This window comes from Nocardiopsis sp. B62 (assembly GCF_018070675.1).
In the GTDB taxonomy this organism is placed as follows: Bacteria; Actinomycetota; Actinomycetes; order Streptosporangiales; family Streptosporangiaceae; genus Nocardiopsis; species Nocardiopsis prasina.
This window is the reverse complement of sequence record NZ_JAGPXK010000004.1, coordinates 172176-196361: the sequence shown is the minus strand read 5'-3', so window position 1 is coordinate 196361 and position 24186 is coordinate 172176. Positions and strand designations below refer to the sequence as shown.

At 71.4% G+C, this 24186-nt stretch carries 17 protein-coding genes; 9 read left to right on the top strand and 8 right to left on the bottom strand.

Annotated features, from left to right (window positions below; all coding sequences use genetic code 11):
- Nucleotides 1-65 precede the first annotated feature (65 nt).
- Nucleotides 66-1847: an ABC transporter ATP-binding protein gene (locus KBX21_RS06615; protein ID WP_210841331.1), complete on the top strand. Its 1782-nt coding sequence runs from the start codon at nt 66-68 to the stop codon at nt 1845-1847.
- An 82-nt stretch (nt 1848-1929) separates the two neighbouring features.
- On the opposite strand, the gene KBX21_RS06610 is transcribed toward KBX21_RS06615, so the two are convergent.
- Complete coding sequence (locus tag KBX21_RS06610) at nt 1930-2661, bottom strand: class I SAM-dependent methyltransferase (RefSeq protein WP_210841330.1); 732 nt, start codon at nt 2659-2661, stop codon at nt 1930-1932.
- 202 nt (nt 2662-2863) lie between these two features.
- Between KBX21_RS06610 and KBX21_RS06605 the strand changes: the two genes are divergently transcribed.
- Entirely contained in the window at nt 2864-3463 is a 600-nt protein-coding gene (locus KBX21_RS06605; RefSeq protein ID WP_049566557.1) for a histidine phosphatase family protein, read from the top strand.
- 203 nt (nt 3464-3666) lie between these two features.
- Here the strand turns inward: KBX21_RS06605 and KBX21_RS06600 are convergent, their stop codons facing one another.
- Nucleotides 3667-4230: an NUDIX hydrolase gene (locus tag KBX21_RS06600; protein ID WP_210841329.1), complete on the bottom strand. Its 564-nt coding sequence runs from the start codon at nt 4228-4230 to the stop codon at nt 3667-3669.
- A gap of 87 nt (nt 4231-4317) precedes the next feature.
- Here KBX21_RS06600 and KBX21_RS06595 point away from each other — a divergent pair, with 87 nt between their 5' ends.
- Together KBX21_RS06595 and KBX21_RS06590 are read left to right on the top strand one after the other, a co-directional pair.
- Entirely contained in the window at nt 4318-4728 is a 411-nt protein-coding gene (locus KBX21_RS06595; RefSeq protein WP_049566560.1) for a YchJ family protein, read from the top strand.
- A gap of 77 nt (nt 4729-4805) precedes the next feature.
- Nucleotides 4806-6425: an antitoxin YezG family protein gene (locus tag KBX21_RS06590; protein WP_247665331.1), complete on the top strand. Its 1620-nt coding sequence runs from the start codon at nt 4806-4808 to the stop codon at nt 6423-6425.
- 16 nt (nt 6426-6441) lie between these two features.
- On the opposite strand, the gene KBX21_RS06585 is transcribed toward KBX21_RS06590, so the two are convergent.
- A complete protein-coding gene (locus tag KBX21_RS06585; protein ID WP_247665330.1) occupies nt 6442-7830 on the bottom strand; it encodes a hypothetical protein in 1389 nt (462 codons plus the stop codon).
- 205 nt (nt 7831-8035) lie between these two features.
- Here KBX21_RS06585 and KBX21_RS06580 point away from each other — a divergent pair, with 205 nt between their 5' ends.
- The gene (locus tag KBX21_RS06580) at nt 8036-10126 is read left to right on the top strand and encodes a hypothetical protein (protein ID WP_247665329.1); all 2091 of its coding nucleotides are present in this window, start codon (nt 8036-8038) and stop codon (nt 10124-10126) included.
- Nucleotides 10127-10527: 401 nt separating this feature from the next.
- The gene (locus KBX21_RS06575) at nt 10528-12012 is read left to right on the top strand and encodes a sodium/glutamate symporter (protein ID WP_049577810.1); all 1485 of its coding nucleotides are present in this window, start codon (nt 10528-10530) and stop codon (nt 12010-12012) included.
- Between the two features lie 7 nt (nt 12013-12019).
- Here KBX21_RS06575 and KBX21_RS06570 read toward each other — a convergent pair whose 3' ends face one another.
- The 4 genes from KBX21_RS06570 to KBX21_RS06555 form a co-directional block, all read right to left on the bottom strand.
- Complete coding sequence (locus KBX21_RS06570) at nt 12020-13408, bottom strand: hypothetical protein (protein ID WP_049577813.1); 1389 nt, start codon at nt 13406-13408, stop codon at nt 12020-12022.
- Nucleotides 13409-13636: 228 nt separating this feature from the next.
- Nucleotides 13637-14374: an SDR family NAD(P)-dependent oxidoreductase gene (locus KBX21_RS06565; RefSeq protein WP_210841328.1), complete on the bottom strand. Its 738-nt coding sequence runs from the start codon at nt 14372-14374 to the stop codon at nt 13637-13639.
- 182 nt (nt 14375-14556) lie between these two features.
- On the bottom strand, nt 14557-16167 hold the full coding sequence (locus KBX21_RS06560; protein ID WP_210841327.1) for a hypothetical protein: 1611 nt from the start codon (nt 16165-16167) through the stop codon (nt 14557-14559).
- A gap of 594 nt (nt 16168-16761) precedes the next feature.
- Nucleotides 16762-18060 (bottom strand): hypothetical protein, encoded by a 1299-nt coding sequence (locus KBX21_RS06555; protein ID WP_210841326.1) that lies wholly within the window; start codon nt 18058-18060, stop codon nt 16762-16764.
- A 553-nt stretch (nt 18061-18613) separates the two neighbouring features.
- On the opposite strand from KBX21_RS06555, the gene KBX21_RS06550 reads away from it, so the two are divergent.
- Both KBX21_RS06550 and KBX21_RS06545 read left to right on the top strand, forming a co-directional pair.
- On the top strand, nt 18614-19783 hold the full coding sequence (locus tag KBX21_RS06550) for an FxsB family cyclophane-forming radical SAM/SPASM peptide maturase (protein ID WP_049577827.1): 1170 nt from the start codon (nt 18614-18616) through the stop codon (nt 19781-19783).
- The gene (locus KBX21_RS06545; protein ID WP_210841325.1) at nt 19784-21136 is read left to right on the top strand and encodes an HEXXH motif domain-containing protein; all 1353 of its coding nucleotides are present in this window, start codon (nt 19784-19786) and stop codon (nt 21134-21136) included. It begins immediately after the preceding gene.
- Nucleotides 21137-21141: 5 nt separating this feature from the next.
- Here the strand turns inward: KBX21_RS06545 and fxsT are convergent, their stop codons facing one another.
- Nucleotides 21142-23649, bottom strand: a complete 2508-nt coding sequence (gene fxsT, locus KBX21_RS06540; protein WP_210841324.1) for an FxSxx-COOH system tetratricopeptide repeat protein — start codon at nt 23647-23649, stop codon at nt 21142-21144.
- A gap of 352 nt (nt 23650-24001) precedes the next feature.
- Here fxsT and fxsA point away from each other — a divergent pair, with 352 nt between their 5' ends.
- Nucleotides 24002-24175: an FxSxx-COOH cyclophane-containing RiPP peptide gene (gene fxsA / locus KBX21_RS06535; protein ID WP_017544888.1), complete on the top strand. Its 174-nt coding sequence runs from the start codon at nt 24002-24004 to the stop codon at nt 24173-24175.
- Nucleotides 24176-24186 lie beyond the last annotated feature (11 nt).

Sequence of the window (24186 nt, the reverse complement as noted above, 5' to 3'; positions counted from 1 at the left end):
GGCGCGCCGCACACGCCCCAGCGCCGAGCGCTGAACCAGACCAGCTCTACTGAAGGAAATGTGACATGGCCTCGACCGGACCGGCATCGGCTGCCTCTGACGCAGTCGTGCGCGTGGATGACCTGCGGGTGACCTTCCCGACGATGGACGGCGACGTCCACGCGGTGAAGGGTCTCTCCTTCGAGGTGCCCGCCGGTGGCGCGCTGGGCATCGTGGGTGAGTCGGGTTCCGGCAAGAGCGTGACCTCGCTGGCCCTGATGGGTCTGCACCGGGGCAGCCGCGCCGAGATCACCGGGTCCATCGAGGTGGCCGACCAGGACGTGGTGACCGCGACCGACAGGAAGCTGCGGTCGATGCGGGGCAACGACATCGCGATGGTCTTCCAGGACCCGATGCAGTCGCTGCACCCCCAGTACACGATCGGCAACCAGCTGGTCGAGGCCTACCTGGTGCACCACCCCAAGGCCGGCAAGGCCGCCGCCAGGGAGCGCGCGGTGGAGGCGCTTGACAGGGTCGGTATCCCCGAGCCCGCCAAGCGGATCAACTCCTACCCGCACGAGTTCTCCGGCGGCATGCGCCAGCGCGTGGTCATCGCCATGGGTCTGATGTGCGACCCCAAGGTGCTGCTCGCCGACGAGCCCACCACCGCCCTGGACGTCACCGTGCAGGCGCGCATCCTGGACCTGCTCGACGAGCTGCGCCGCGACCTCAACATGGCGCTGATCCTGGTCTCCCACGACCTCGCCGTCGTCGCCGGTTCCGTGGACGAGGTCGTGGTCATGCGACACGGCCAGGCGGTGGAGCGCGGCGACGTGCGCAAGGTGCTGTCCGCACCCGAGCACCCCTACACGCAGGCGCTGCTGGCCGCCGTTCCGCGCGTGGAGATGTCACGGGCCGAGCGCCGCGCGCAGGACCGGGTCGACCGGGTGGAGCGGGAGAAGCGCAAGGGTACCGTCACCAAGCCGGGTGACTTCGAGGCCTTCGTGCCCGCCTCCACCGAGGAGGAGCCGCTGCTGCGGGTCCGGGACGTGGCCCAGCGCTTCAGGGTGCGCGGTGGGACGTGGGGCCGGGCAACCGACTTCTGGGCGGTCAAGGGTGTGAGCTTCGACCTGTACAAGGGCGAGACCCTCGGCGTCGTGGGTGAGTCCGGGTCGGGCAAGAGCACGCTCTCCCGGATGGTCATGCGGCTGCTGGAGCCCACCGAGGGCACGGTGGAGTTCGAGGGCCGGGACATCACGCACATGCCCGAGCGCGGGCTGCGCCCGCTCCGCCGCGACGTGCAGATGGTCTTCCAGAACCCCTACTCGTCGCTGAACCCGCGCCTGACCATCGGCGAGAGCATCGGCACCGCCCTGCGCGTGCAGGGCGAGCGGGACGGGAAGAAGATCCGTTCGCAGGTGCAGGAGCTGCTGGAGCGGGTCGGTCTGGAGCCCAACCACTACAACCGGTTCCCGCACGCCTTCTCCGGAGGCCAGCGCCAGCGCATCGCCATCGCCCGCGCGCTGATCCTCAAGCCCAAGCTCATCATCTGCGACGAGCCCGTCTCCGCGCTGGACGTGTCCACCCAGGACCAGGTGCTGCGCCTGCTCTCGGAGCTTCAGGACGACTTCGGTCTCACCTACATCTTCGTCGCCCACGACCTGGCCGTGGTGCGCCAGGTCAGCGACCGCGTCGCGGTCATGCGCAAGGGCGAGATCGTGGAGATGGGTGACAGCGACTCCGTCTACGAGAATCCGCAGAGCGACTACACCAGGCAGTTGCTCACCGCCGCCCCGGTCCTGGACCCCGACGAGGCCCGTGAACTGCGCGCGGAGCGAGTCGCCAAGCGCGCCGCCGACGCCGCCTAGTCGACAGGACGAGCGCGACGGGGCCCCGGCCACTGGAGGACAGTGGCCGGGGCCCCGTGTTCGTTCCCCGGGACGGGTGCGCCTACACGGGCTTGCGGAGCTCGGTGACGCAGTCTCGGTACTTGTCGACGGTGTACTGGCCCTCGGGGCCCCATGAGGTTCGCTGCCCGGTGACCTCCAGTCCCGCCTCCCGGGCCCAGTCGGCGAAGGCCTCGGGGGAGACGTCGGAGCGGTTGCCGTCGTCGCGCCACCGGCGCTGACTCAGCCAGCGCTGGGCGATCCTGCCGGGGCGGCCCGCCCGGCGGTTCACCGGGGCCAGGCGCAGCGACCAGTCGGGCTTGCCCGCGTGGTGGATCACCGCGCTCGCCCCCGGTTCCAGCACACGCGCGACCTCGCCGAGGTACCCGGAGATCACGTCCGGGTCCAGGTGGACGAAGACGTCGAAGGACCAGACGAACGAGATCGACGCGTCGGGGACCGGGTCCATCGAGTACCCGCGGGTGTGGTGGACGTCGAGACCGTGGTGGCCCTCGAACCGCTCACGGCAGCGGTCCAGACAGCTCTCGTTGACGTCCACGATCCAGACCCGGGTGGAGTGCTCCAGCAGGTGCTCGGTCCAGCGGCCGTGTCCCGGACCGATCTCCAGGGAGGTGCCCCGGGTCGCCCCCGGGGCGAGCAGCTCCTCGACCAGCCCGGCCTTCCACTCCTCGTAGGGCTGACCGCAGTACGCGGCCATGTGGGCCCATTCGTCACCGCTCTGCTCCCAGGTGTGCGTACCTCCCCAGGTCCGGCGATTCCAATCAACGGTGGGCATTTCTCTTCTTCCTCCCGGGGGTGGGTTCCGCGTTCGTGCTGGTGAATCGCCTCGAATCCTATCCCCGCGTGGGATGGGGGTCCTTTTCGGAGAGGGCAGTCGTTTTTTGTCTGGGTTAACGTTGCTTTTTCGGAGATGTTGCTTTCGGAGGCTTTTCGATCGCGTGAGAATGCGCTGGCCGTGTGCCGGGAAGGAAACCGGGATGGGTGAACTGGTGTTGGTCAGGCACGGGCAGACCGAGTGGAGCAGGGTGGGTCGGCACACCGGCCGTACCGACCTTCCCCTCACCGAGGAGGGCGAGCGCCAGGCGGGGGCGGTGCGCCCGATGCTGGCGGACCGGGAGTTCGCGCTCGTGCTCACCAGCCCGCTGGGTCGGGCGGTGCGCACCGCCGAACTGTCCGGGCTCGTGGGCGCTGACACCCATCCCGATCTCGTGGAGTGGGACTACGGCGCCTACGAGGGGATCACCACCGCCGAGATCCACCGGGAGACGCCCGACTGGAACCTGTGGACGGACGGGGTGCCGCCGGGGGCGAACGGGTTCCCCGGTGAGGACCCGGAACAGGTGGGCGTGAGAGCCGACCGGGTGCTCGACCACCTCGCCCCGGCGCTGGAAAGGGGCGACGTCGTCCTGGTGGCCCACAGCCACCTCCTGCGCGTCCTGACCGCCAGAAGGCTCGGGCTGCCGCCCTCGGGAGGGGCTCTCTTCCGTCTCGACACGGGTTCGGTCAGCTCTCTCGGAACGGAACACGGGCGTCCCGTCCTGACCTCCTGGAACCGTTCCTGGGAGTCCCCGGAATGAGGCATCGAAAAAGGCATGATCGCGAGGAAAAGGCGATTTCGTGTTTTGTGCCCGCCAGTCTTCTGGGTACGGTCCCCGTGGATGGACATCGAAGCGCGAACAGGAAACGTACTCCCGATCCCCCGTCCACGCCCCGCACCCGATGACGGGCCACCTCCCCGCTCGCTCCCGCCCCCTGACCCACGCCACCCCAACCGCCCCGGTCAGTAGACCGGTCGGCCGCCCGTGTCGGCCCCCTCTCCCGGCACGGACGTCCGCTCAACCCGCAGACGCCGGGCCTCCACGGCCATGCGCTCCCGGTCCTCCGGAAACGCGCCCTCCCAGGGACGGTCCAGCGGGAACCAGGCCGCAGGCTGACCGGCCTCCCCACCCAGGGGCAGGGCCCGGTCCAGGACCGTCGTGTAGGCCAGACCGAGAGTCGGCTCCCAGTCCGCGCGGTAGGAGCGCACCCACGCTGCGGTCGGTACGACCGACACAAGGGCCCGCAGACCGGTCTCCTCAGCGAACTCCCTGGAAGCCGCCGCCCTGGGGCTCTCACCCGGGTCGACCGAACCGCCCGGGCAGACCCAGTCCCGCCAGCGGTGCCGGACCAGGAGCACGTGCCCGAACTCGCGGTCAAAGGCCCATACCTCCGCCGAAACCGGGTTCATGTGGGTGTCGAGCGCTCGCACCAGCCACGCGTGCGCGTCATCGAACTCTCTTCGGGCACGACCGGTGTCGCCCAGGACCGCGTCCAGGGACCGCTGTTCAAGGGGATCTCGTCGCATCCCGCGACCGTAGCGCCCCGGTACGACCCGACCGGTCCACGCCCCGGCCGGGCCCATCGAGTGGCGGGCGGCCGTCACAATGGACGTATGTCCAAGCGCCCACGCCTCCAGCCACCCCTGTCCGCCGACCAGCCCTGTCCCTGCGGCAGGACCCGGGCGTACGGCCAGTGCTGTGGGAGGCTGCACGACGGCTCCGCGAAGGCCGCCACCGCCGAGGACCTCATGCGCTCGCGGTACAGCGCCTTCGCCGTCGGCGACGAGGCCCACCTCCTCCGCTCATGGCACCCGGACACGCGCCCGGCCGAGGTCGGGCTGGACCCGGCCACCGAGTGGGTCGGGCTGGAGATCCTCGGTACCGGTGAGGGGACACCGTTCCACAACGAGGGCACCGTCGAGTTCCGCGCCCACTACCGGGAGGACGGCCAGGCGGGGCTGGTGCACGAGCACAGCCGATTCCTGCGCCACGACGGCGCCTGGGTCTACCTCGACGCCCTGTAGGGCCGGACGCCGGACGGCCGTCGGTTCGACACGGTAGGAAGGAACCGTGAACACCCCCCGACCGACCGGAGCCTGACATGTCGTCCCACACCCCCGAGACCAGCGGCATCCCCGACCCGGTGCGTCAGGGCGAGACACTGGAGTCCATCGCCGCGAGCCTGGCCGCGATCATGCCGGAGAACTGGCAGAACGTGACGTACGGGTTCTGGCGGGTGGGGGGCTTCTCCCACGAGGACGTGGTCGCGGCGAGCACCGACGGCTCGGTCCTGGAGTTCCCCCCGCCTCCGGAGGCCACGCAGGGAGCCCTGGCCCTGAAGGACCTCTTCCACGAGGCCGGGAAGGGCACCTGGCTGTCCATGACGCTCTCGCTCGAGGCCCCCGGGAAGTTCCGCGCCGAGTACAACCACGACACCGACCCCGGTCTCCCCGAGGACGTCGCGCCCGTGGCCTACCTCCAGGAGCTGCGCCGCTACCCCCGGGGCGAGGACACGCTGCCGCAGTGGTGGAGCGCTCAACTGCAGCGCGCCCGGCCGGAGGATCTCGACCGCCTGTACGCGGACTTCGGCGCCGACCTGGCCGCCGCCTGCCGGGAGGTCGGCCTGAGCGCGGAGCACACACCTCCCACCAGCGTGAGTCTGCAGGTGCCCGGGATCGGTGCACTCCCGGACAGCGACCTGCGGGAGACCTTCGAACGAGCGGCCGTCAGCTCCGCCGAGGCCAGGTCCGGGATCGCCGCGAGCGTCGCGAACCACCTGTTGGACAGCGCGCGGGAACAGGGCATCCTCTCCGCCCTGACCGCCGACGGCGCCGTGGTGGTGTCCGCGCTCCGTCACGCCTTCCACGAGGTCGGCGCGCAGGCCTCCTTCCAGGGAATCAACACCCTGGTCGTCCAGCTCCCCGACGGCCCGAGTATCAGCACGGACATCGGTTCCTTCCGCTCCGGGGTGGAGGGGGCCACCCCCGAGCAGGTCAACCAGCACGCCTCCGCGTTCGCCCGCGCCGCCCTCGAACAGTTCGCCCAGGCCACGCGGAACAACCAGGCGGTGAGTACCCCCGCCTCCGGGCGGTTGAAAGTCCGGCTCTACCCTGCCAGCGCCTTCCCCGAGGACGTACCGGAACAGCTCCTGGCGCGGGAGATCGCCCCCGGCCTGTGGCAGACGGTGGTCATCGACAGCCCCGAGTCACTCCAGCCGTTGTCGCGGGTGACCCACGAGCGGTCCGGACGCCCCGACGCCGAGGTGTTCACCGAGGCCGTCGCCAGCGCGCTGGAGGAGCCCGTGGAGGCGAGCGAACACGAGCTCAGCGGGGCGAGGATCGTCCACCTCGGCGCCCAGCACCCGTACGTCGCGGCGCAGGCGCACGCGCTGGACCGGTTCGTCGGTGAGGCCCCGCACGGCGTCCTTGTGGCCTTCCCCGTACCCGAGGTGATCCTCGCCCACCCGCTCGGTCAGGGACACCCGATCGCGGGGATGGACCACCTGGGCCAGCTCGCTCGGCGGTTCGTCGAGGACGCCGAGAAGCCGATCAGCCCGCAGCTGTACTGGTGGCACCCGGGGTCACGGGACCGCGCCCTGGGGGAGCCGCTCGACCTGCGACCGGTCGGGATGACCCTCGACCACGAGACCAGGTCGGTCACCCTGCACACCTCGGACGACGAGTTCGTCCCCCTCGTCGACTCCCTGGCGCGTCGGGGCTGAGACGCGGGCCCGGCGGTCAGCGCAGTTCGCGCAGGCGCCGGGCCAGCTCGCCCGCCCGGGAGGCGGTGTCCGGATCGGGGTGATGGCGGGACAGGGCATCGAGGACGGGGAGAGTGTCCGGGTGCGCTCTCAGCCGGACCGGATCCGGGTCCTCCAACACGGTCCGCTCGACGTCCGGGGTGCCCTGGGCGGACAGGAACTCCGGCAGGTCAGCGTTGTCGGGGGTGATCGCCGCGGCGATCATGTCGATCACCACCCATGGTCCGTGCTCGCCCAGGACCCGGTCGATGCCTCGCTGCGTGAGCATTCCCGAGGAGAGCAGGACCACCGCCGCCATGCTGGCCACAGCGGGGCGCGGTGAGTACAGCAGGGAGCGCAGCTCGGGTTCGAGTTCGGAACTCGTGGTGTTGAGGACCTGGGTGCCGACCCAGCGGCGCAGGGCCACGCCGGGCCCGTGGACGACCGCGCTGATCTGCCGCAGCGCTTCGGCGGGACCGCGCCGGTCCAACCAGGGCCCGGCCTCGGAGAGCCGTTCCTCGACGGGCAGTACCGACAGCGCGTCCAGGAAGCGCGCGGCGCTGGCCTCGGCGAGGGTGTCCACCAACGGGGCGTGGATGCCCACCTCCAGCAGGAGCTGGCGTACCCCGTAACGGCCCAGCGCGGTGAGTTCGACGGTGCAGTGGCCGTGACCGTCCGGCCCCGTGGCGTGGGTGGGGCGGTGGTCCAGGGCGACCGCCCCGGTGTCGGAGAGCTGCCAAAGCACGTGCAGGAGCAGGTCGGTGGCGCTGGTCGCGGGGGGCGTCGGGGAGAGCAACGCCTCACGCACAAGGGTGTCCAGGTCCGGGCGGGAGCCGTCGGGGGCCTCGTACAGGTGGCGCAGGACCCCGGGGAGCAGGTCGGGGCCGGTGGTGCCGGGGGTGGGCGGCTCCGAGCGCGTCAGTTCGCCCCGGGCGTGCTCGATGGTGTGCTCGAATTCCCGGAACCACCAGTCCAGGACCTGTTCGGGCTCGCGCACTCGGAGTTCGAGTCCCGGTGCGGGGCGGGCGTGGGCGTCGTCGATCTCCACCAGGCCCAGGCGCAGGGCCGCGGACCAGGGGACGACGAAGTGGGCGACATCGGCCACCGAATGGAGCCCGCCCAGCCAGGTGGCGCGCTCCGTGACGAGGCTGGGGAGGTCGGGCGGCCAGAGTGCGAACCGGGTGATGGCGGTCCGGGCGTCGTCGATGCCGGGCACCCCGTGCCGAGTGACCGGGGTGCCCGGGGCGCTCCAGCGAGCCAGGCTGAGGGCGTCGCACAGCAGTGGGGAGTCCAGCGCCATCCGGGCGAGGGCGTGGGCGGGGAGCAGTGACACGGGCCTTGCGGCGAGGGGTGGGTGCTCCGGGTTCGACGGGTCATGAGAGGGCATGTCCGCTCCCGGTTTCCTTTCGGGTGTTCGTCTGCGGACTTCGGTACGGGGGGAGTCTCCGCAGGTCTTCGTGAACCCCTCTTGTACCGCCCCCGCGCGGGGTGGCGGGGCGGTTCGCGCAGATCGGTACGAACCCGGGAGGTGGTTGTCCACAGAACGCGGTTCGGGTCCGATGGCGAGGACGGGTCATGTCTAGGCTGGTGGAATGGACCGTCGCACCGCGCTGGAGTCGCATGTCCGATCGATGACCGCCGAACGGGTCGCCGTCCTCCTCACCACCCTGACGGAGGGGGTGGTCCGGTACGCGCGGGCCACACCCCTGACCCTCCTGCACCTGCTACCGATCCTGGCCTACCGCCCGGGGGCCTTCGAACGCCTGACCCTCGCCCACCACCAGGTGCTCTACGCGGCGGTCGGCGTGGTGGAGGACCGCGAACGCCTCCGTGAGACGAGGGCGGACCAGGGGGCGCCGTGGGAGAGGGTGCCCGGGCCGGTGGAGCACGAGACGCTGCTGGCGAGACTGGACGCCGACCGCCCCGGGCTGGCGCGGGTCCGGGCGGAGGAGACTGTCGCGGACCTCGTGGACCTGGCGCTGATGTGGCCGGACGGGCGGGACGGATACCACCTTCCCGACGACGCCATCGAGCAGTTCGGCCTGCCTCACGTCCCGCCCACGGTCCGGGAGGGCCTGGGCTGGCTCGACCTGGCCGGAGTCCGCAGGGTCGCCCTGACCCTGGGACTGGACCCCACCGGGGAACGCGCCACCCTCACGGACGGGATCGAGGAGGTGCTGGGCGCACCCGAACGCGTCGTGGAGCTGTGCCACGCCGCGCGGCACGATGTCGCCCACCTGCTGCTCGGCCACGCGTTCCTCGGGACCGAGGCACGGACCTTCCTCACCAGGGGAGCCGGAGAGCCGTTCAGCGTTCCGGCGGACGGCACCGGGGACTCCGACCTGGACTGGATGTTCGAACACGGTCTGCTGCTGCCCCCGGAACACCCCGGTGACGGACTCGTCATGCCGAGGGAGGTGGCGTTGGCGGTGCGGGGCGCCCACCCCTGGCCGTTCGAACCCGCGCCGCAGGCGGTCGTGGGGGTGCCCGTGGACCGAATGATGCCGGGCGGAGGCACCGACGTGGCCGAGGGCTCACGCGCGGCGCTGACCGCCCTGGCCGGGGCGGACGTCCGGCTCCTGGAGGCGGTCGCCGAGCGCCCCCCGAGGTTGCGCGTGGACGGCCTGCTCATGAAGCAGGAGCGGCGGCGGCTCGCCCGGGTGGCCGACGGCGACGAGGACCTGGCCAGGGTCTGGCTGGAGGCCGGTGCGGTCCTGGGACTCCTCACCGTTCACCTCGGCCGGGTGGTTCCGTCCGAACAGGCCGCCGCGTGGAGGGACCTCGACACCGAGACCAGGCTCTCCGCGCTGGCCGAGGCCTGGGCGGGAACGGAGGACGCCGCGCTGTGGTGGCCGGCACCGGAGGGCGGGGCCCTCTCCAGGGTGCGGTCCGGCCGGGCCCGGACACGCTGGGCCCTGGCCTGCGCGCTCAACGACCTGCCCTGGGGGACCAGCACCGGAGTCGTGGGTCACCGGCTGCTGGCCGAACGAGCCGAGGGGCGGGAGCCGCTCACGGGGGCGCGGTGGCTGGTCTCGGCGGTCACCTGGTACCAGCCGTCGGTGGAGGCCGAACCCGACACCGTGGGGCGTGTTCTGCGGGCGCTGAGGGAGGCGGAACTGCTGGGGGCGGTCTTCGGCGGTGCGACCACCGAGGTCGGCCGCGCGTTGTCCCGGCACTGCCGTGGCCGGTGGGAGGCCTGGCCGCACGGGAGCCCGGGGACGGTGGCGGCGGTCCGCCGTGGGCTGGGCCTGGCTCCCACGGACGACGAACGCTCAGACGGTTCCGGGCGGGCGCCGAAGGGGGGTCCCGATGGGGGGCTTGAGGCTGGGAGGGGCCTCGCTGAGGAGCAGACGGGGGACGGGCGTGGGGAGACCGGACGGGCACGGCGGGGCGAGGGCTACGAAGGTCGGCGGTCCCGGCGGGCGGGTGATCCTGATCCGGAATCCGGGATCGGGAGCCGTGTGAAGGAGAACGGGACCGAAGGCGCTCGATCCCGTCGGCGGGCTCGGTGGGGCCAGGACGGTGGTGGGTCCGGGGGCCCGCCACCGGAGAGCGGCCGTGCGCGGGCCGGGTGTGGTCTGGTCGGGCCGGAGGAGACCCGGCACCGGGAGTTGCGCGAGGCGGCGGGGGAACTCTTCGGTCCGGAATGGTTCGGAGGGGGTGCGGGCACGGAGAGAGCATGATCATCCTCACCGAGATCGCGGACGGTCACGGTGTGTGGGCCAGAGTGATTCGGGTACCGCCCGGCGGCCTCGCGGGGGCGAACGAGGGGTTGACTGTGCGTGAACGCGCCAACCACGGCGCTTTCCGCTTTTCCCCTCTCCCCCGTAGGGAATGGAATGCTCTGCCAGCACCGTCTACTCGTGGGTAGCCGGGGTCTTCCGGCCGGTCCGAGGGCGGGTCGGAACCTTCGTGACCCTGTGTAGGATTCCCTGTGCGTTCGCGTCATTGGGCCACTTTCGTTCGCGATCCACCACCCAGCAACAGCCCCCGTGCGTCCGTGTGCCCTCTTACGGGTTCCGTGCGCTCTGAGGCACGTCTGTTGTGCCCCCGCACGCCCACGGGACCGTACTGAGAGGTAGACATGTCCCCTGACACCGTTGGTCTGGCGCTCCTCCTTCTGGGGGTGCTGCTTCTGATCTCCAAGCTCGTCCGCGTCCGGTGGAAGCTGACACAGAAGCTGTACCTGCCGAGCTCGATCATCGGCGGCGGTATCGCGCTGCTCCTCGGACCCGACCTCTTCGGGCGGGCCATGGGACTGCTGGCCGACCGGGGCATAGCGGAGGGGTTCGCCGAGCGCGCGGCCGAGGGCGGGCTCTTCGGTGTGGACATCATGTCCGTGTGGGCCTCGCTGCCCGGGCTCCTCATCTCGGTGGTCTTCGCCAGCCTCTTCCTGGGCAAACGCATGCCGAAGATGCGTGAGGCGATCGACCTGGCCGGACCCAACCTGTCGTTCGGCATCACCGTGGCCAGCGGCCAGTACGTCATCGGTCTGCTGCTCGCCCTGCTGGTGCTGGCGCCGTTCTTCGGGGTCCCCGTGATCTCGGGCGCGCTCATCGAGATCGGCTTCCTCGGCGGACACGGCACCGCCGCCGGCCTGGGCGACACCTTCGAGCAGGTGGGCTGGGCCGAGGGCCAGGACCTGGCGCTGGGCATGGCCACCATCGGTCTGCTCTCCGGTGTCATCATCGGCATCATCCTGATCAACTGGGGCGCCCGGCGGGGCAAGACGAGCGTGATCAGCTCCGACAACAAGGGCTCCGATCTCGAACAGGCCGGTCTGGTCCAGCGGGAGAAGCGCACCGCCGGATCGATGATGACGATCCACCCGTCGTCCATGGACCCGCTGACCCTGCACTTCGGCCTGGTGGCCCTGGCGGTGATCATCGGTCAGCTCATCCTGTCCGCCCTCCAGTGGGTCGAGCAGCTCGTGTGGGCCGACACCATCGAGATCATGGCCTACGTTCCGCTGTTCCCGCTGGCGATGATCGGCGGCATCATCGTGCAGCTGTTCATCGACCGGTTCGACCGCAACGACATCGTCGACGAGCAGTCGGTGGAGCGCATCCAGGGCCTGTCACTGGACGTGCTGGTCATCGCCGCCATGGCGACCCTGTCGCTCCAGGCCATCGCCGACAACATCGCCGCGTTCGCGGTGCTCTCCATCGCGGGCATCCTCTGGTGCCTGTTCGCCTTCCTGTTCCTCGCGCCGAGGATCATGCCGAACTACTGGTTCGAGCGCGGCATCGGCGAGTTCGGCCAGTCCCTGGGCGTCACCGCCACCGGCATGGTGCTCATGCGCGTGGTCGACCCCGAGGTGCGCACACCCGCCTACCCCGCGTTCGGGTACAAGCAGCTGGTGTTCGAACCGTTCTTCGGCGGTGGTCTGGTCACCGCCGCCGCGATCCCGCTGATCGTCAGCCCGCTGGTCGGACCATGGGGGTTCCTGGCCATCATGGCCGCGACGATGCTGGCCTCGCTCTTCTTCGGCCTGGTGGTGCTGCGGCGCAGGCGCCGCAAGGAGGAGCAGCGGGCGGAGCGGGGCCAGGAGCAGGTTCCGGTCGCGTAGGACCCGATCAGGGGCCCTGGGTCCTGAGCGGGGCATGGGCCGAGGCGGCCCGTGCCCTGGCTGCGATCGACGGGTCCGGATGGTGCTGCCCGAGCATGCGCAGGACGGAGCGCGTGTCCGGGTGCTCGGGCCGCCAGAGCCGGGCGACATCGTCGAGCAGGAAGCGGTCGATGCCCTCGGCCGCCTCCGAGACCAGGAAAGACTTCAGTCCCGTCTCACCGAGGCAGGTGGCGGCGGCGAACATGTCGATGGCGGTCCAGTGGCCGAACTCGGAGGTCAGCCTCGCCCGTTCGTTCTCCGAGAGCATGCGCGAGGCCAACAGGACCACCGACGCCAGACTCGCCAGGGTCGGGTCCCCGCTGCGAAGCAGGGCGTACAGCTGTGGTTCCACTCGCGAACTGATGGTGCCCAGTGCCATGGTGGCGTTCCACCGGCGCAGGGCCAGCCCGGGTCCGGAGGAGACGGTGACGATCTCCCGCAGCGCCTGTTCGGGGGTGCGCGAGTCCAGCCACGCCGTGAGGGCGACGAGCTGGCCGTCGAAGGAGAAGTCAGCCAGGGCGTCCAGGAACTCGTCGGCGTCGAGTCGGATGAACTCCTCGGTCAGGGGCGCGGGCCGTTCCTCGGCCAGGATGATCTGCCGGATGCCGAACCGGCCCAGGTCCGTGAGTTCCACCCAGGTCGGTGCCGCGCGGGGGGAGTGCGGGCCTTCGGAGCGGGGCCCGTGCCAGCCCAGGGAGATCGCTCCGGTGTCGCTGAGCTGCCACAGTGCCCGGGTCAGCAGGAGGGTGCTCCATGCGGGGCAGCGGGCGGGAAGGTAGTGCGCCTCGCGGGCGGGCAGGACCTCCTGGGTGACCAGGCGCAGGGGTACGTGCGCGCCGTTGGGCGACTCGTACAGGCGTGCCAGAGTGGTGTGGGGTTCGAGTCTGGCGATACCCCGCAGTGACTGCTCGACGCACGAGTGGAAGGCGAGGGTCCACCAGCGCAGCACCCTGCCGGGGGAGCCGAGCCAACGCTCCAGCTCCGGGGCGGGGCGGGCCTGGCCGGTCTCGCACTCGATCATGCCCAGGTGCTGGGCGGTGCGCCAGGCCACCATGAACTCCTCGGCCTGGGTCACGCAGGTGATTCCCTCGGCCCAGGCCTCGCGTCGTTCCCTGTCTCGGCTGAGGCCCCGCGGCCACAGTCCGAACCTCTCGATGGCCGCGCGTACGTCGTGCGGGTCCGGGACGCCGTCCACGTCCACGGGGGTGACCGGGCCGCACCAGCGAGCGAGGTCGACGGCGGAGCGCAGGAGACGGCTGGACAGGGCTCTGTGGGCGAGTGCCTCGGTGGGGAGGAGGGACACCGGACGGGCCGCGAATCTGCGGTGGGACGGCGCTTCCGGATGGTGGGATGACATCTGTGCCCCCGACTTCTCCTCGCTCTGAGTTTCTCTCACTTTTACAGCGGGAGCGGGGGCCGTGGAGCGTTTTCGGGGACATCGTGGGGAGAACGCAGTCGAAAGGGGCTTTCGGGCGCGGGACAAAGCGGGAAGGTCGGTGGAAAAACCCGGCTTGGGGTTCCGTTAACGATCTGTCCGGGATTGCCTGTCCTGGATTCCTGGAAGCAGCAGTGTGGATTCGCGGGCTCAGCGCAGGTGGGAGGCGCCGTTGACGTCCAGAACCGTCCCCGAGGACCAGGCGGCCTCCGGTGAGGCGAGGTAGCGCACGGCGGAGGCGACCTCCTCCGGCGCGGCCACCCGGCCGAACGGACTCTGCGCCCGGACCTCGTCAGTGAGCCGAGCCGAGACGCGCTCGGTCTCCACGAACCCGGGCGCCACCGATGCCACCGTGATGCCGTGCGGGGCCAGGGCCACCGCCAGCGACTGGCCCAGCGCGTGCAACGCGGCCTTGCTGGCGCCGTAGGCGGGGTGGTCCGGCTCGCCCTTGAAGGCACCGCGCGAGCCGACGTTGACGATGTGCCCGCCGTGGCCCCGGTCGATCATGTTCCGTGCGACCAGGTACGAGAGGTCCGCCGCCCCGAACACGTTGACGTCGACGGTCGTTCGCCAGGCCCGCCGCCACTCCTCGTACGAGGAGTCGGCGACCGGGTGCGCGACGTTCACCGCGGCGTTGTTGACCAGCACGTCCACACCGCCCAGGAGCTCGACCACCTCCTCGACCAACGCCGCCGCGGCCTCGGGATCACGCAGGTCGGCCCCGACCAGCACGTGCCCCTCCCCGGGCAACCCCGCCAGGGTGGCCTCCGCCTCCTCGCGCCGCGAGCCGTAGTGCACGGCGACCCTGTCGCCGCCCTGCGCGAAGGCGGTCGCCACCGCCCTCCCGATTCCCCTGGCGGCACCGGTGACCAGCACGTTGCGACTCATGGAGTGACCCTTCGACGGTGGTAAGGCGTCCCGAGGCTACCGTCCCGGGGTGGGAGACCACCGACCCGCCCCTGGAGGGACGCGGTCCTCTCCGAGGCCGTGAACCAGCCAGCGGCTGACGCCGCCCAACATCGGCGGGCACGGGAACCCGTGCGCCGAGGAGGTGCTGCGTACCGGGGAGTTCAGCGGCCAACCCCCACGGTGCCGAACCGGGCGCGGCGGGCGGCCCTCGCGGCGTCCGGGCCCAACGCCCCCAGGGCTATCGCGTTCAGTACGCTGTCGGCTGCCGGGTGGCCGGAGCGCCACATCAGCCCCGTGACCGCCTCGGGGTCGCGCCAGACCGGGGCGTCGGCGGGCAGCGGCGCGCCCAGTTCCACCCGCAGCGCGTAGGTGTCCAGCACGACCACCACCAGCTGTTCCAGCCGAACACGGCCGGGGTCGTCGCGGGCGTGCGCGATCCAGCCGCCCAGCACGGGGTGGTCCCGGTAGTCCTCCAACACCCCACCCAAGCCGTCCTCCACGCCGTCGAGGAGCCGGAAGACGTCCAGCCGCTGACGCCAGGAGCCGAGTTCGGCGCAGACCTCCAGCAGCTGGCGGGCACCGGTTCGGACACCGCGCTCGGCCATCCAGGCGCGTCCCAGGACCCGCGCGTCCACGGGTCGCCCCTCCCAGAGCTGGAGCAGCAGCTCCCGGGCGGTCATGGCCCCGGTCGGCGGATAGCCGGGCAGGGTGATCCCCCAACGCCGCCACCGGTGGGCCATGCCCTGGTCACCCAGGGGAGTGATGCGCAGTTCAGCGTCGGAGAGGCGTTCCACCGCGCCCACGTGGACCAGCGTCGCCACCGCGGCCACGACCCGGTCCTCCGGGGTCGGGAGCGGCTCCTCCCGGAGCGGCACCGATTCCCCCGACGCCGAGCCCCTCGGTGCCGGGACCGGGGGTGCCGGAGCCGCCGGGGCGGGCCACGGGGCGAGAGCCTCCACCAGGTCGGGGACCGTCCACACGCCGCCCGAGGTGAACAGCTCCCCGAGCACGCGGAGTCCGAGCGTGCCGTGCTCCGCCACCATCGCGGGCAGCGCCCGGACCCAGGAGAGGACGACCCGGGCGTCGTCCTCCCAGTTCCGGGCCGCCGCGGCCGGACGGACCTCGGTGTAGGTGGTCCGAAGGAACCCGGCACGCAGGGCGACCACGAACAGCCGCGCCACCTCCTGGCGGGACAACCCCAGGTGCGCCGAGGCCTCGTCCACGGTGTGGTCGGTGAGGCTCTCCCCCTCGACCCCTTCGGCCAGGGGCAGGCCCGTGCCCACCCATGCGGTCAGGCGCAGCGCCCGCTCCAGGACGGGGCAGGCGCGAGCAGCGGGGGCCGAGTACTCGGCGGGAACCAGGTGTACTCGAGGGAGGTCCTCCGGCTCCCAGAGCCGCCCCCACCACGGAGCGCCGTCCACGGTCCCCGACCAGGGGGCCTGATCGCAGGGGAGGGGGCGGGCCTCCTCCACCGCCGCGCGCAGGGCCCGGGGACTCTCCTCGGGGCCGAGCAACCCCCTGGCCACGAGGTGGTCGCACCAGGTGAGCCAGGTGGTGCGGAAGTCCTCGGGGAGTGAGCCCCCGGCGGACAGGGTGAGCACGACCCGGGTGACGTCGTCGCGGTCCCAGTCGGTCGGATCGGATCGGACGTGGCCGTGGACGGTGAGGAGCCGGGTGAGGAATCGTGGGTCGACACGACGGGCGGGGCGGGTCTGGTGAGCCCAGTCGAGGCAGGAACGGACGGCGTCGGCGACGGAGGGGGAAACGGTCATGGCGTCCTCGCTTGTCTCCCGGGGGCGGGGTGGCCGCGTCCCTCGCACCACCGAAAGTGACGCGGCCACGTTTCCATCATCGGAGAATTCACGTTCCTTCGCTGAGGGCCTGTGGACAACCCACGTTCGCGGGGTTCGGAGAGGAACGGATGAACCTCCGTGGGGCACAGGGGAAAGCCGTTGGAAAGCCCGCGTCGTTCATGGGGTACCCGGTACCTGACCGCGGCACGCCGTTCCCGAAGGGGACACCGTCGGCGCCCGCGTCCCGGTTCACGAGCGCCATGGGCATCGGATATGAATCCAGCGCCTTGGGGTCGTCGGACGTGAATGCCCTGTACGTGCCCTCTTCGGCGGCTCGGGCACTCGGGGTGCCCGGTCCGGAGACCCGGGGCGAGGTCCCGGGGACCGGGGCGGAGCGGCGTCTGGTCCGGTGCTCCGCACCCGGGCGGTGATGATCTGGGCGCGGCGCCCTGACCCGACCCTGCGTGGTTCGTCCGCTTGGCCGGCCCCGGCCGCCGTGGTCGACCCGCTCGCCCACGCCCCCTCCACAGGGCTGACACGGCGGGCCCGCGCGGTTGACGGTCGGAGGGTTCCCTAGCGGGCCAGGGCCGCGGTGTCCCTCAGCGGGCAGGCCCTGATGCGGGCCAGCACGCTGTCGGCCCAGGGGTGGGCGGACACGGTGCGGACGAACGACTCGGGGTCGTCGTCGACGGGCGGCAGCCCGGCGTCCATCAGGGCCCGCGCGGCCTCCTTCGGCGCGCGGCCCGCGAGCCAGCGGTCCAACAGGACCTCCACGTCCACTGGGCGGACCCCCTCCACCAGGTCGAGGAACCCCTTCGCGTCCAGATCGGTCACGGGCGGGACGACCGGCACCTCGACGCCGGACTCGCCCAGGTGCCGTGCGGCGCAGTGGTCGCCCAGGTCGGTGGCCCGGTACCGCTCGGGGCCGACCCTCTCCACGGCGTCGAGGTCGGCCAGAACCTTGAGCGCCCGCAGGACGTGCTGCTCGGGCTCCTCGGAACCGGGAAGGGCGCCGGGGCCGCAGGCGTCGACCAGCTCGGCCGGCGTGCGCGCCCGACCGGACAGGAAGAGTTCGGCCAGCAGCAGGAACGGCGCGGGTCCGGGAAGCGCGGCCATGGTGGTCAGGGCGTCCGCCCAGGCGTGGGCGGCCGTCCCGGGACGGTCCTCGGCCCAGGCGCTCGCCGCAGGACCGGGCAGGACGTGGAGGTAGGTGGTGCGCACCAGCGCCGCCGAGCGGGCCACGGAGAACAGGAAGCGGATCTCGGCCGGGGTGGTGCCCAGGTCGTCGGCGGCCCGGGCGGTCTCCTCCACACCGAGCTCGTCGTGGTCGGTGCCGGGGCGCAGCAGTCGCCTGGGCGCCACCCAGGCCGACAGCAGGGCGGCCCGGTGCAGGGTCGGGCAGGCGGCGGCCCGGGCGTCCAGTTCGGCCAGCGGCGCGGGTACGTAGGGCAGCAGCGGAGTGGGATCCTCGTCCTCCACGCAGCCCAGTCGCGCCAGCAGTGGTGAGGCGGCGTCGTCCATGGGGTCGCGAACCGTGCGCGGGACGAGGCCCGGCGTCAGCCCGATCCGCTCGATGGTGGCGCGCAGACGGCGCGGGCTCTCCACCGACAGCAGCCCGCCGGAGGAGACCAGGTGGTCACACCAGGACAGCCAGCTGTCCCGGAGGCTGGCGGGCAGGGTGTCCCTGCTTCGCAGGACGGTGGCGACGTCGTGGACGTCGTCCACGGTCCAGTCGCCGGGTTCGTGCGCCCCGGTGTCGCGGTGGACGCTGAGGAGGAGGGCCAGGTCCTCCTTTTCGAGGACGGGCGGGGGGTCGGCTTCGTCGGCCCAGGCGAGGCAGGCGGAGATGGCGGGCAGAATTCGCTCAGTCATGATGTCGTCACCGAACGTTAGGCGGATGGCCGAACCGCACTAGCTTAACCTCGGCAGGTGCTCTCGCATGGGAAAACGTCGAAAACCAGCGCTTCCCTCCCGTGTGCGACCGCTGAATGGGCGCGCCTTTCCCTGGGGTTCGTGGGGGAGCGGTGAAGCGGGGGGAGAAAGGTCGGGCAAAAGCGATGGAATCGTGATCAGGGAGCTTATGGACTGGTTTCGCCGTGCTCTCTCAGGAAATGGCTAATCTCCGTTTCGATGGCCGGAATCGGTCATTTTCTCAGAGGCTGTGATGTTTGGGTGCCGTGAGTCGGGAAGAATCGCCGGAGGCGGCTGGCGGGACCGACCCCGGGTGAGGGGTCTCGGGTCAGGGTGTCCGCACCGCGGAGTGGGGGTGGACTGACCGCGCACGAGGTTTGTGGATACCCATGGGGAGTACATAGAACGACAAATGCGATAATCCAACTGGATTTCGCACTATACGTCATCCCAGGAGGTCGCCCGCGTGGCACGGAGTACCGACCCGGAAAGACGCCCCGAATGGCCAGACGACATGGATGTCGAAGAGCTCCTCGGGCGGGGGTGGCGGCCCACCCCCTTTCGCGAGTTCATCCTCAAGATCCACAGTCGCTGCAATCTGGCCTGTGACTACTGCTACATGTACGAGATGGCCGACCAGAGCTGGAGATCACAACCCCGCCGGATGGCCCGGCCCACTGTGGACCGGGTCGCCGAACGCATCGCCGAGCACGCCCGGGCCCACGGGCGCGAGCGGGTGGACGTCGTCCTCCACGGCGGGGAGCCGCTCCTGGTCGGACTCGACCACCTCCGACACACCGTCCAGTCCCTGCGCAAGGCCTGCGAGCCCGACGTCCACGTGGCACTGCGGATGCAGACCAACGGGGTCCTGATCGACTCCCACTTCCTCGACCTGTTCGAGGAACTCGGCATCCGGGTGGGGGTGAGCATCGACGGTGCCGAGGCCGACCACGACCGCCACCGCACCCGCGCCAACGGTCGGGGCACCCACTCCGAAGTGCGCGCGGGCATCGAACGGCTCAACGAGCGCGACGGCCGCCTGCTGGCGGGCCTGCTCTCCACCGTCGACCTCGAATCGGACCCGGTCACCACCTTCGAGCACCTGCTGGAGTACGACCCGCCCAGCGTCGACTTCCTCCTGCCGCACGGCAACTGGGACGAACCGCCACCCGGCTGGTCGCCCACCGAGCCGCGCTACGGCGCCTGGCTCGTCTCCGTGTTCGACCGCTGGTACCACTCGACCGAGCGCGAGACCAACATCCGCATGTTCAACGAGATCATCCGCCTCGTCCTGGGCAGTCCCTCACGTACGGAGAGCGTGGGCCTCTCCCCGGCCGCCCTCGTGGTGGTGGAGACCGACGGCGGGATCGAACAGGTCGACAGCCTGAAGTCCGCCTTCGAGGGGGCGGCGAGCACGCCCCTGCACACCTTCACCCACACCTTCGACGACGCCCTCTACCTGCCCGCCGTGGCCGCCCGGCAGATCGGGGCCCGCGCCCTCAGCGCCACCTGCACCGACTGCCCGCTCTCCCGGGTCTGCGGCGGCGGCCTCTACCCGCACCGTTACCGAGAGGGGAGCGGATTCCTCAACCCCTCCGTGTACTGCGCCGATCTGTTCCACCTCATCACCCACATCCACCAGACCGTGGCCGCGGACGTGGCCCGCATCAGGAAAGGGCTCTGAATGTCAGATCCGGTTCCGGAACCGGTGTTCGAGGCGCTGTCCCGTGGCGGCGGCGGAGCCGGGGCCACCGGATACCTGCGCGCCGCCCAGTTCGGCAAGCACCTGCTGTTGCTGCGCCGCGTCGTGGACGCGGCGCGGGGGGCGAGACATCCCGACGCCGATCGTGCCCGGGACGCCTACGACCTGCTCGCCGAAGCCCAGGAACACGCGCCCGACCGGGTCGCGACCGTGTTGCGCCACCCCACCGTCGGGGTCTGGGCCCGACGGACCGCGCTCGCCCTGGCCGGGCACCGCCCCGAACGGCCGCGGGTGACCGGACTGGCGGCGATCGCGGCCGTCGCCGCCCTGCGCGGCGGGATGGAGGCACGCCTGGAGGTCCCCCTGGACGGCCCCACCGCGCCGCTGCCGTCGCTGGGCCGGGCACTCGTCGGCGTGGAGAGCCGGAGGGTCAGTACGGGACGCGCCCGGTTCGAGACCACCGGAGGCCGGGCCGTGCTGCGTTCCGGGGACGGGCCGGAGGTGACCGTACCCGCGGACCCCCACGAGGACGCTCCCGGCTGGCACGCCCTGCGCCGCATGGTCGCCGAGCACCGGGGACAGCGCCTCACGCTGCTCCTCGACGACCAGGACCCCGACCGTATGCCGGGTGCCGACCTGGTCGCCCACCGACTCGGCGCCGCCGAACTCGCCCACTGGCGCCGCGACCTGGAGCAGGCCTGGCGACTGTTGGTGGACCACCACTGGACCGTGGCCGCGGAGACCGCCGAAACCGTGGTCACGCTGACCCCCATCAGCGCGCCGGGCGGGCGCACCCACACCAGCGCCACCGCCCGGCACGCCTTCGGCAACCTGGGGCTGTCCACCCCGCCCGGACCGACGCTGCTGGCCCTGACCTTCGCCCACGAGGTCCAGCACGCCAAACTCACCGCCCTGCTCGACCTGGTGGAACTCACCCTGCCCGAGGACGGCAGCCGCTTCTACGCGCCCTGGCGCCCGGACCCGCGCCCCGCCTCGGGGCTGTTCCAGGGGGTCTACGCCCACCTGGGGGTGGCCGGGTTCTGGCGAAGGCACCGACACACCGTCGCCGGGGACGAGGCCGCCCGAGCCCACGCGGACTTCGCGCACTGGCGGCGCACCACGGCGGACGCGGCCGAGGCCCTGGCCGACTCGGGCAGGCTCACCGCCGAGGGGAAACGCTTCCTGGCCGCCACCGACCGCACCCTGCGAGCGTGGCTGGCCGAACCGGTCCCCGCTCCCGCGGAGGCGGCCGCCGAGTCCGCCGCCCGCACCCACCGGGAGCACTGGCACGCACGCCACGGCTGGCCCGGATCAGGGGGCCGGTCCGGAGCGTAGGGTCCTCAGAGCAGTGGCGGGTCGAAGTCGGCGACCAGGCGGCGGCCCTCACCCGCCGCGCCGGTGAAGGAGTGCTCGCGGCCCAGGGCGCGCAGGAAGCCTGTGAAGGTGTGTTCGGCCATCTCGTCGGCGTCGTCCGTCTCCAGCTCGGCGCGCAGGTCCAGCACCAGGTTGGACGCGCAGGCCAGCGAGCTGGGGTGCTCCTCGCCCAGCAGGGCCCGGTAGCGGCGCAGGGTGCCCCGGCCCAACCGCGTGGCGTTCTTCGCCTCGCCCAGGGCGGCCAGGTCGCTGGCCAGGTTGGTGGCCGCCGCCAGGGTGTAGTGGTGGTTGCGGCCGAGTCTGGCCTCCAGGGCGGTCAGCGCCGACTCGTTCATCGAACGGGAACGCCCCGGATCGCCCATCAACCGGTACAGCAGCGCCACGTTGCTCGTGCAGCCGTGCTTGTACGGGTGGTCGGCCCCGTAGGCCTGCGCGTAACGCATGTCGGTGTCCTCGGCCAGCTCCAGCGCCCCGGCCAGCTCGCCGGTCATCCGCCACAGGTTGGCCAGGCACATGGCCGCGGCCAGGGTGCTCGGGTGGTTGATGCCGTGCAGGCGCAGGTAGCGCGAGTGGGCGTCCTGGCCGAGTTCGAGGGCCTCGTCCAGCTCCCCCGAGAGCCTGCGGGCGATCGCCAGGTCCACCTGGGTGCGCAGCGTGCGGGGGTCGTCCACGCCGAGGTGCTCACGACCGTAGGCGAGGGCGTCCTCACCCAGGTCGCAGGCCTCGGTGTAGTCACCCGCCAGCCGCACCACCTGGGCCAGCCCGGACCAGAACGCCAGCAGCGTGGGCGAGGCCCCGGTCGGGCCGCTGCGTTTGAACAGCATGTAGGCGCGCTCGTGCTTGCTCTGCGCCCCGGCGAAGTCGCTGGTGAGCGCGTGGTCCAGGGCCAGACTGTTCATGGCGCGCAGGGTCGCGGTGTCGTTCGGGCCGAAGGCCTCCTGGTACTGGCGCAGCACCTCCTCGTCGTGTTCGCGGGCCTGCCAGAAGTCCCCGCGCGCCCGGTAGTCCGCGCCCAGCCCGGAGAGCACGGAGAGGGTCTCCGGGTGCGCGTGGCCCAGCGTGCGGCGCATCTTCGGGAGGATCGCCAGGTTGAGGTCGTGCGAGGCGATGTAGCTCCCCAGGTCCCGGAGCCGGTTGGCGTACTTGGCCTGGGCCTCCAGGACGAACGAGTCCTCCTCGCCGGAGTCGGCGGTCCACTTCTCGATGAAGTTCTCCGCGTACCGTCCGGCGGTCTCGAAGTTGCCGGACACGTACAGGAAGTTCAGCATGTTCAGCGCGAAGCGCCGCACCTCGGGCCTGTCCGACTCGGCGACCCCGGCCGGGCGCATGTGGGAGAGCAGTTCGAGGTAGCGCGCCTGGGAGGCGGCGTCGGTGAAGGAGTTCGGGGCCGCCGCGCTGAGCAGGGACCACACCTCGACCCGGATCGACTCCTGGGTGGGCTCGTCCAGTTCCTCGCGCAGCAGTGCCTGGATCAGCCGGTGCACCTGGATGGTCCGGTTGGCCTGGTCGAGGCGGACCAGCGCGTACCGGCCCAGCTGGCCGATGGCCTTGCTCAACCGGATGGGGTCGTCCATCAGGGCGGCCATCTCCGGGCGGATCGGACCGTCGTCCACGGGGAAGAACAGGTCGCGGGGAATGGGCTCGGGGCCGAAGAAGGCGCAGCAGCGCAACAGCTCCATCGCCTCGGGCAGGTTCTCCTTGAGTTTCTCCACGGACAGCTGCCAGGCGGCCGTCATGGGCTTGGGGTACTCCGGAGGCTTGCCCTCGCGCAGCAGCGGGCCGGTGCGCTCGGAGAGCAGCCGCAGGTACTCCTGGGTGGACATGCCGGTCTCGGACTGCAGGGCCCCGGCCTGCTCCAGCGCCAGGGGGAGGTATCCCAGCGCCTCGGACAGCTCGACGGCCTCCGCGGTGGTGATGCCGCGCGGGATGCGCTTCTTGAGGAACTCCACGCTCTCGTGCTCGCTGAACACGTTCACCGGCACGGTCTGGGCGACGCCCTCCCACCGGTGGTTGCGGGTGGTGATCAGCACGTGCCCGGGTCCCTGGGGGATGACCTCGGTGAGTTCCTCGGGCTCGTCCGCGTTGTCGAAGATGAGCAGCCAGCGCGAGTACGGCTCACCCTTGCGCAGGGCCTCCAGGACCGCGTCGGCGGCGTCCTCGACGCCGGTCACCCCCGGACCGGGGAGCCCCAGGTGCGGCGCCAGGTGGGCCAACGCGGAGTCCACGAGGCCGGGCTGGTCGGCCATGATCCACCAGACGAGGTCGTACTCGGCTCGGTAACGGTGGGCGTACTCCACGGCCATGAGGGTCTTGCCGACACCGCCGTACCCGTGGAGCGTGTGCGGGACCACCGGGTCGGAGGGGGAGTGCGGGACCACCGCGGTGACCTGGTTGAGCAGCCCGCCGCGGAGAGCGCTGATCTGCTCGTCGCGGCCGGTGAAGTTCTTGTGGCGCGGCGGGACACGGCCCCACACTTCGGGAAATCTGTTTCCGCCGTGTCCGGCCCCTTCCGGGAAACGGTTCCTGCTCTGGCCCTGGGGGTTCCCTTTGGAAGCGGTCACGCGTTGTCCTCCGGTTTCACATAGGCCCCACCAGGAATTCTTTTCCCCTTGAACGGAAGAAGTCCCGGTGTTGTGTTGTGTCACTACTTGTTGCGTGAGGGATTCGTCAACGTCATCAGAGTAGGCGAAGAGGTTAGGGAAGGACAGGTGTGTGGTAGGAACTTCTGTACGGCGATTCCAAGAACGCCGGGGCGAAAGGGCGGACCCCACCGTCAGTTCGCGGCTGGCCGCACGACGGCGGCCATTATCACGCGGAGGCGAGCACATGGGAGAACACGGGTCCACCGGGGGAACGGCACTGGTGGACGTGGGTGAACTGTCGTTGCGCGACCTGGAGGCGATGGGCGGATCGGCGATCGCCGAGGCGCTGCGCACGGTGCTCGACCCCGGAGAGGCCGGAGCCGAGGTGGTGGCCGGGTTCGTCAACGACCCCGAGTAGCACCGTTCGCT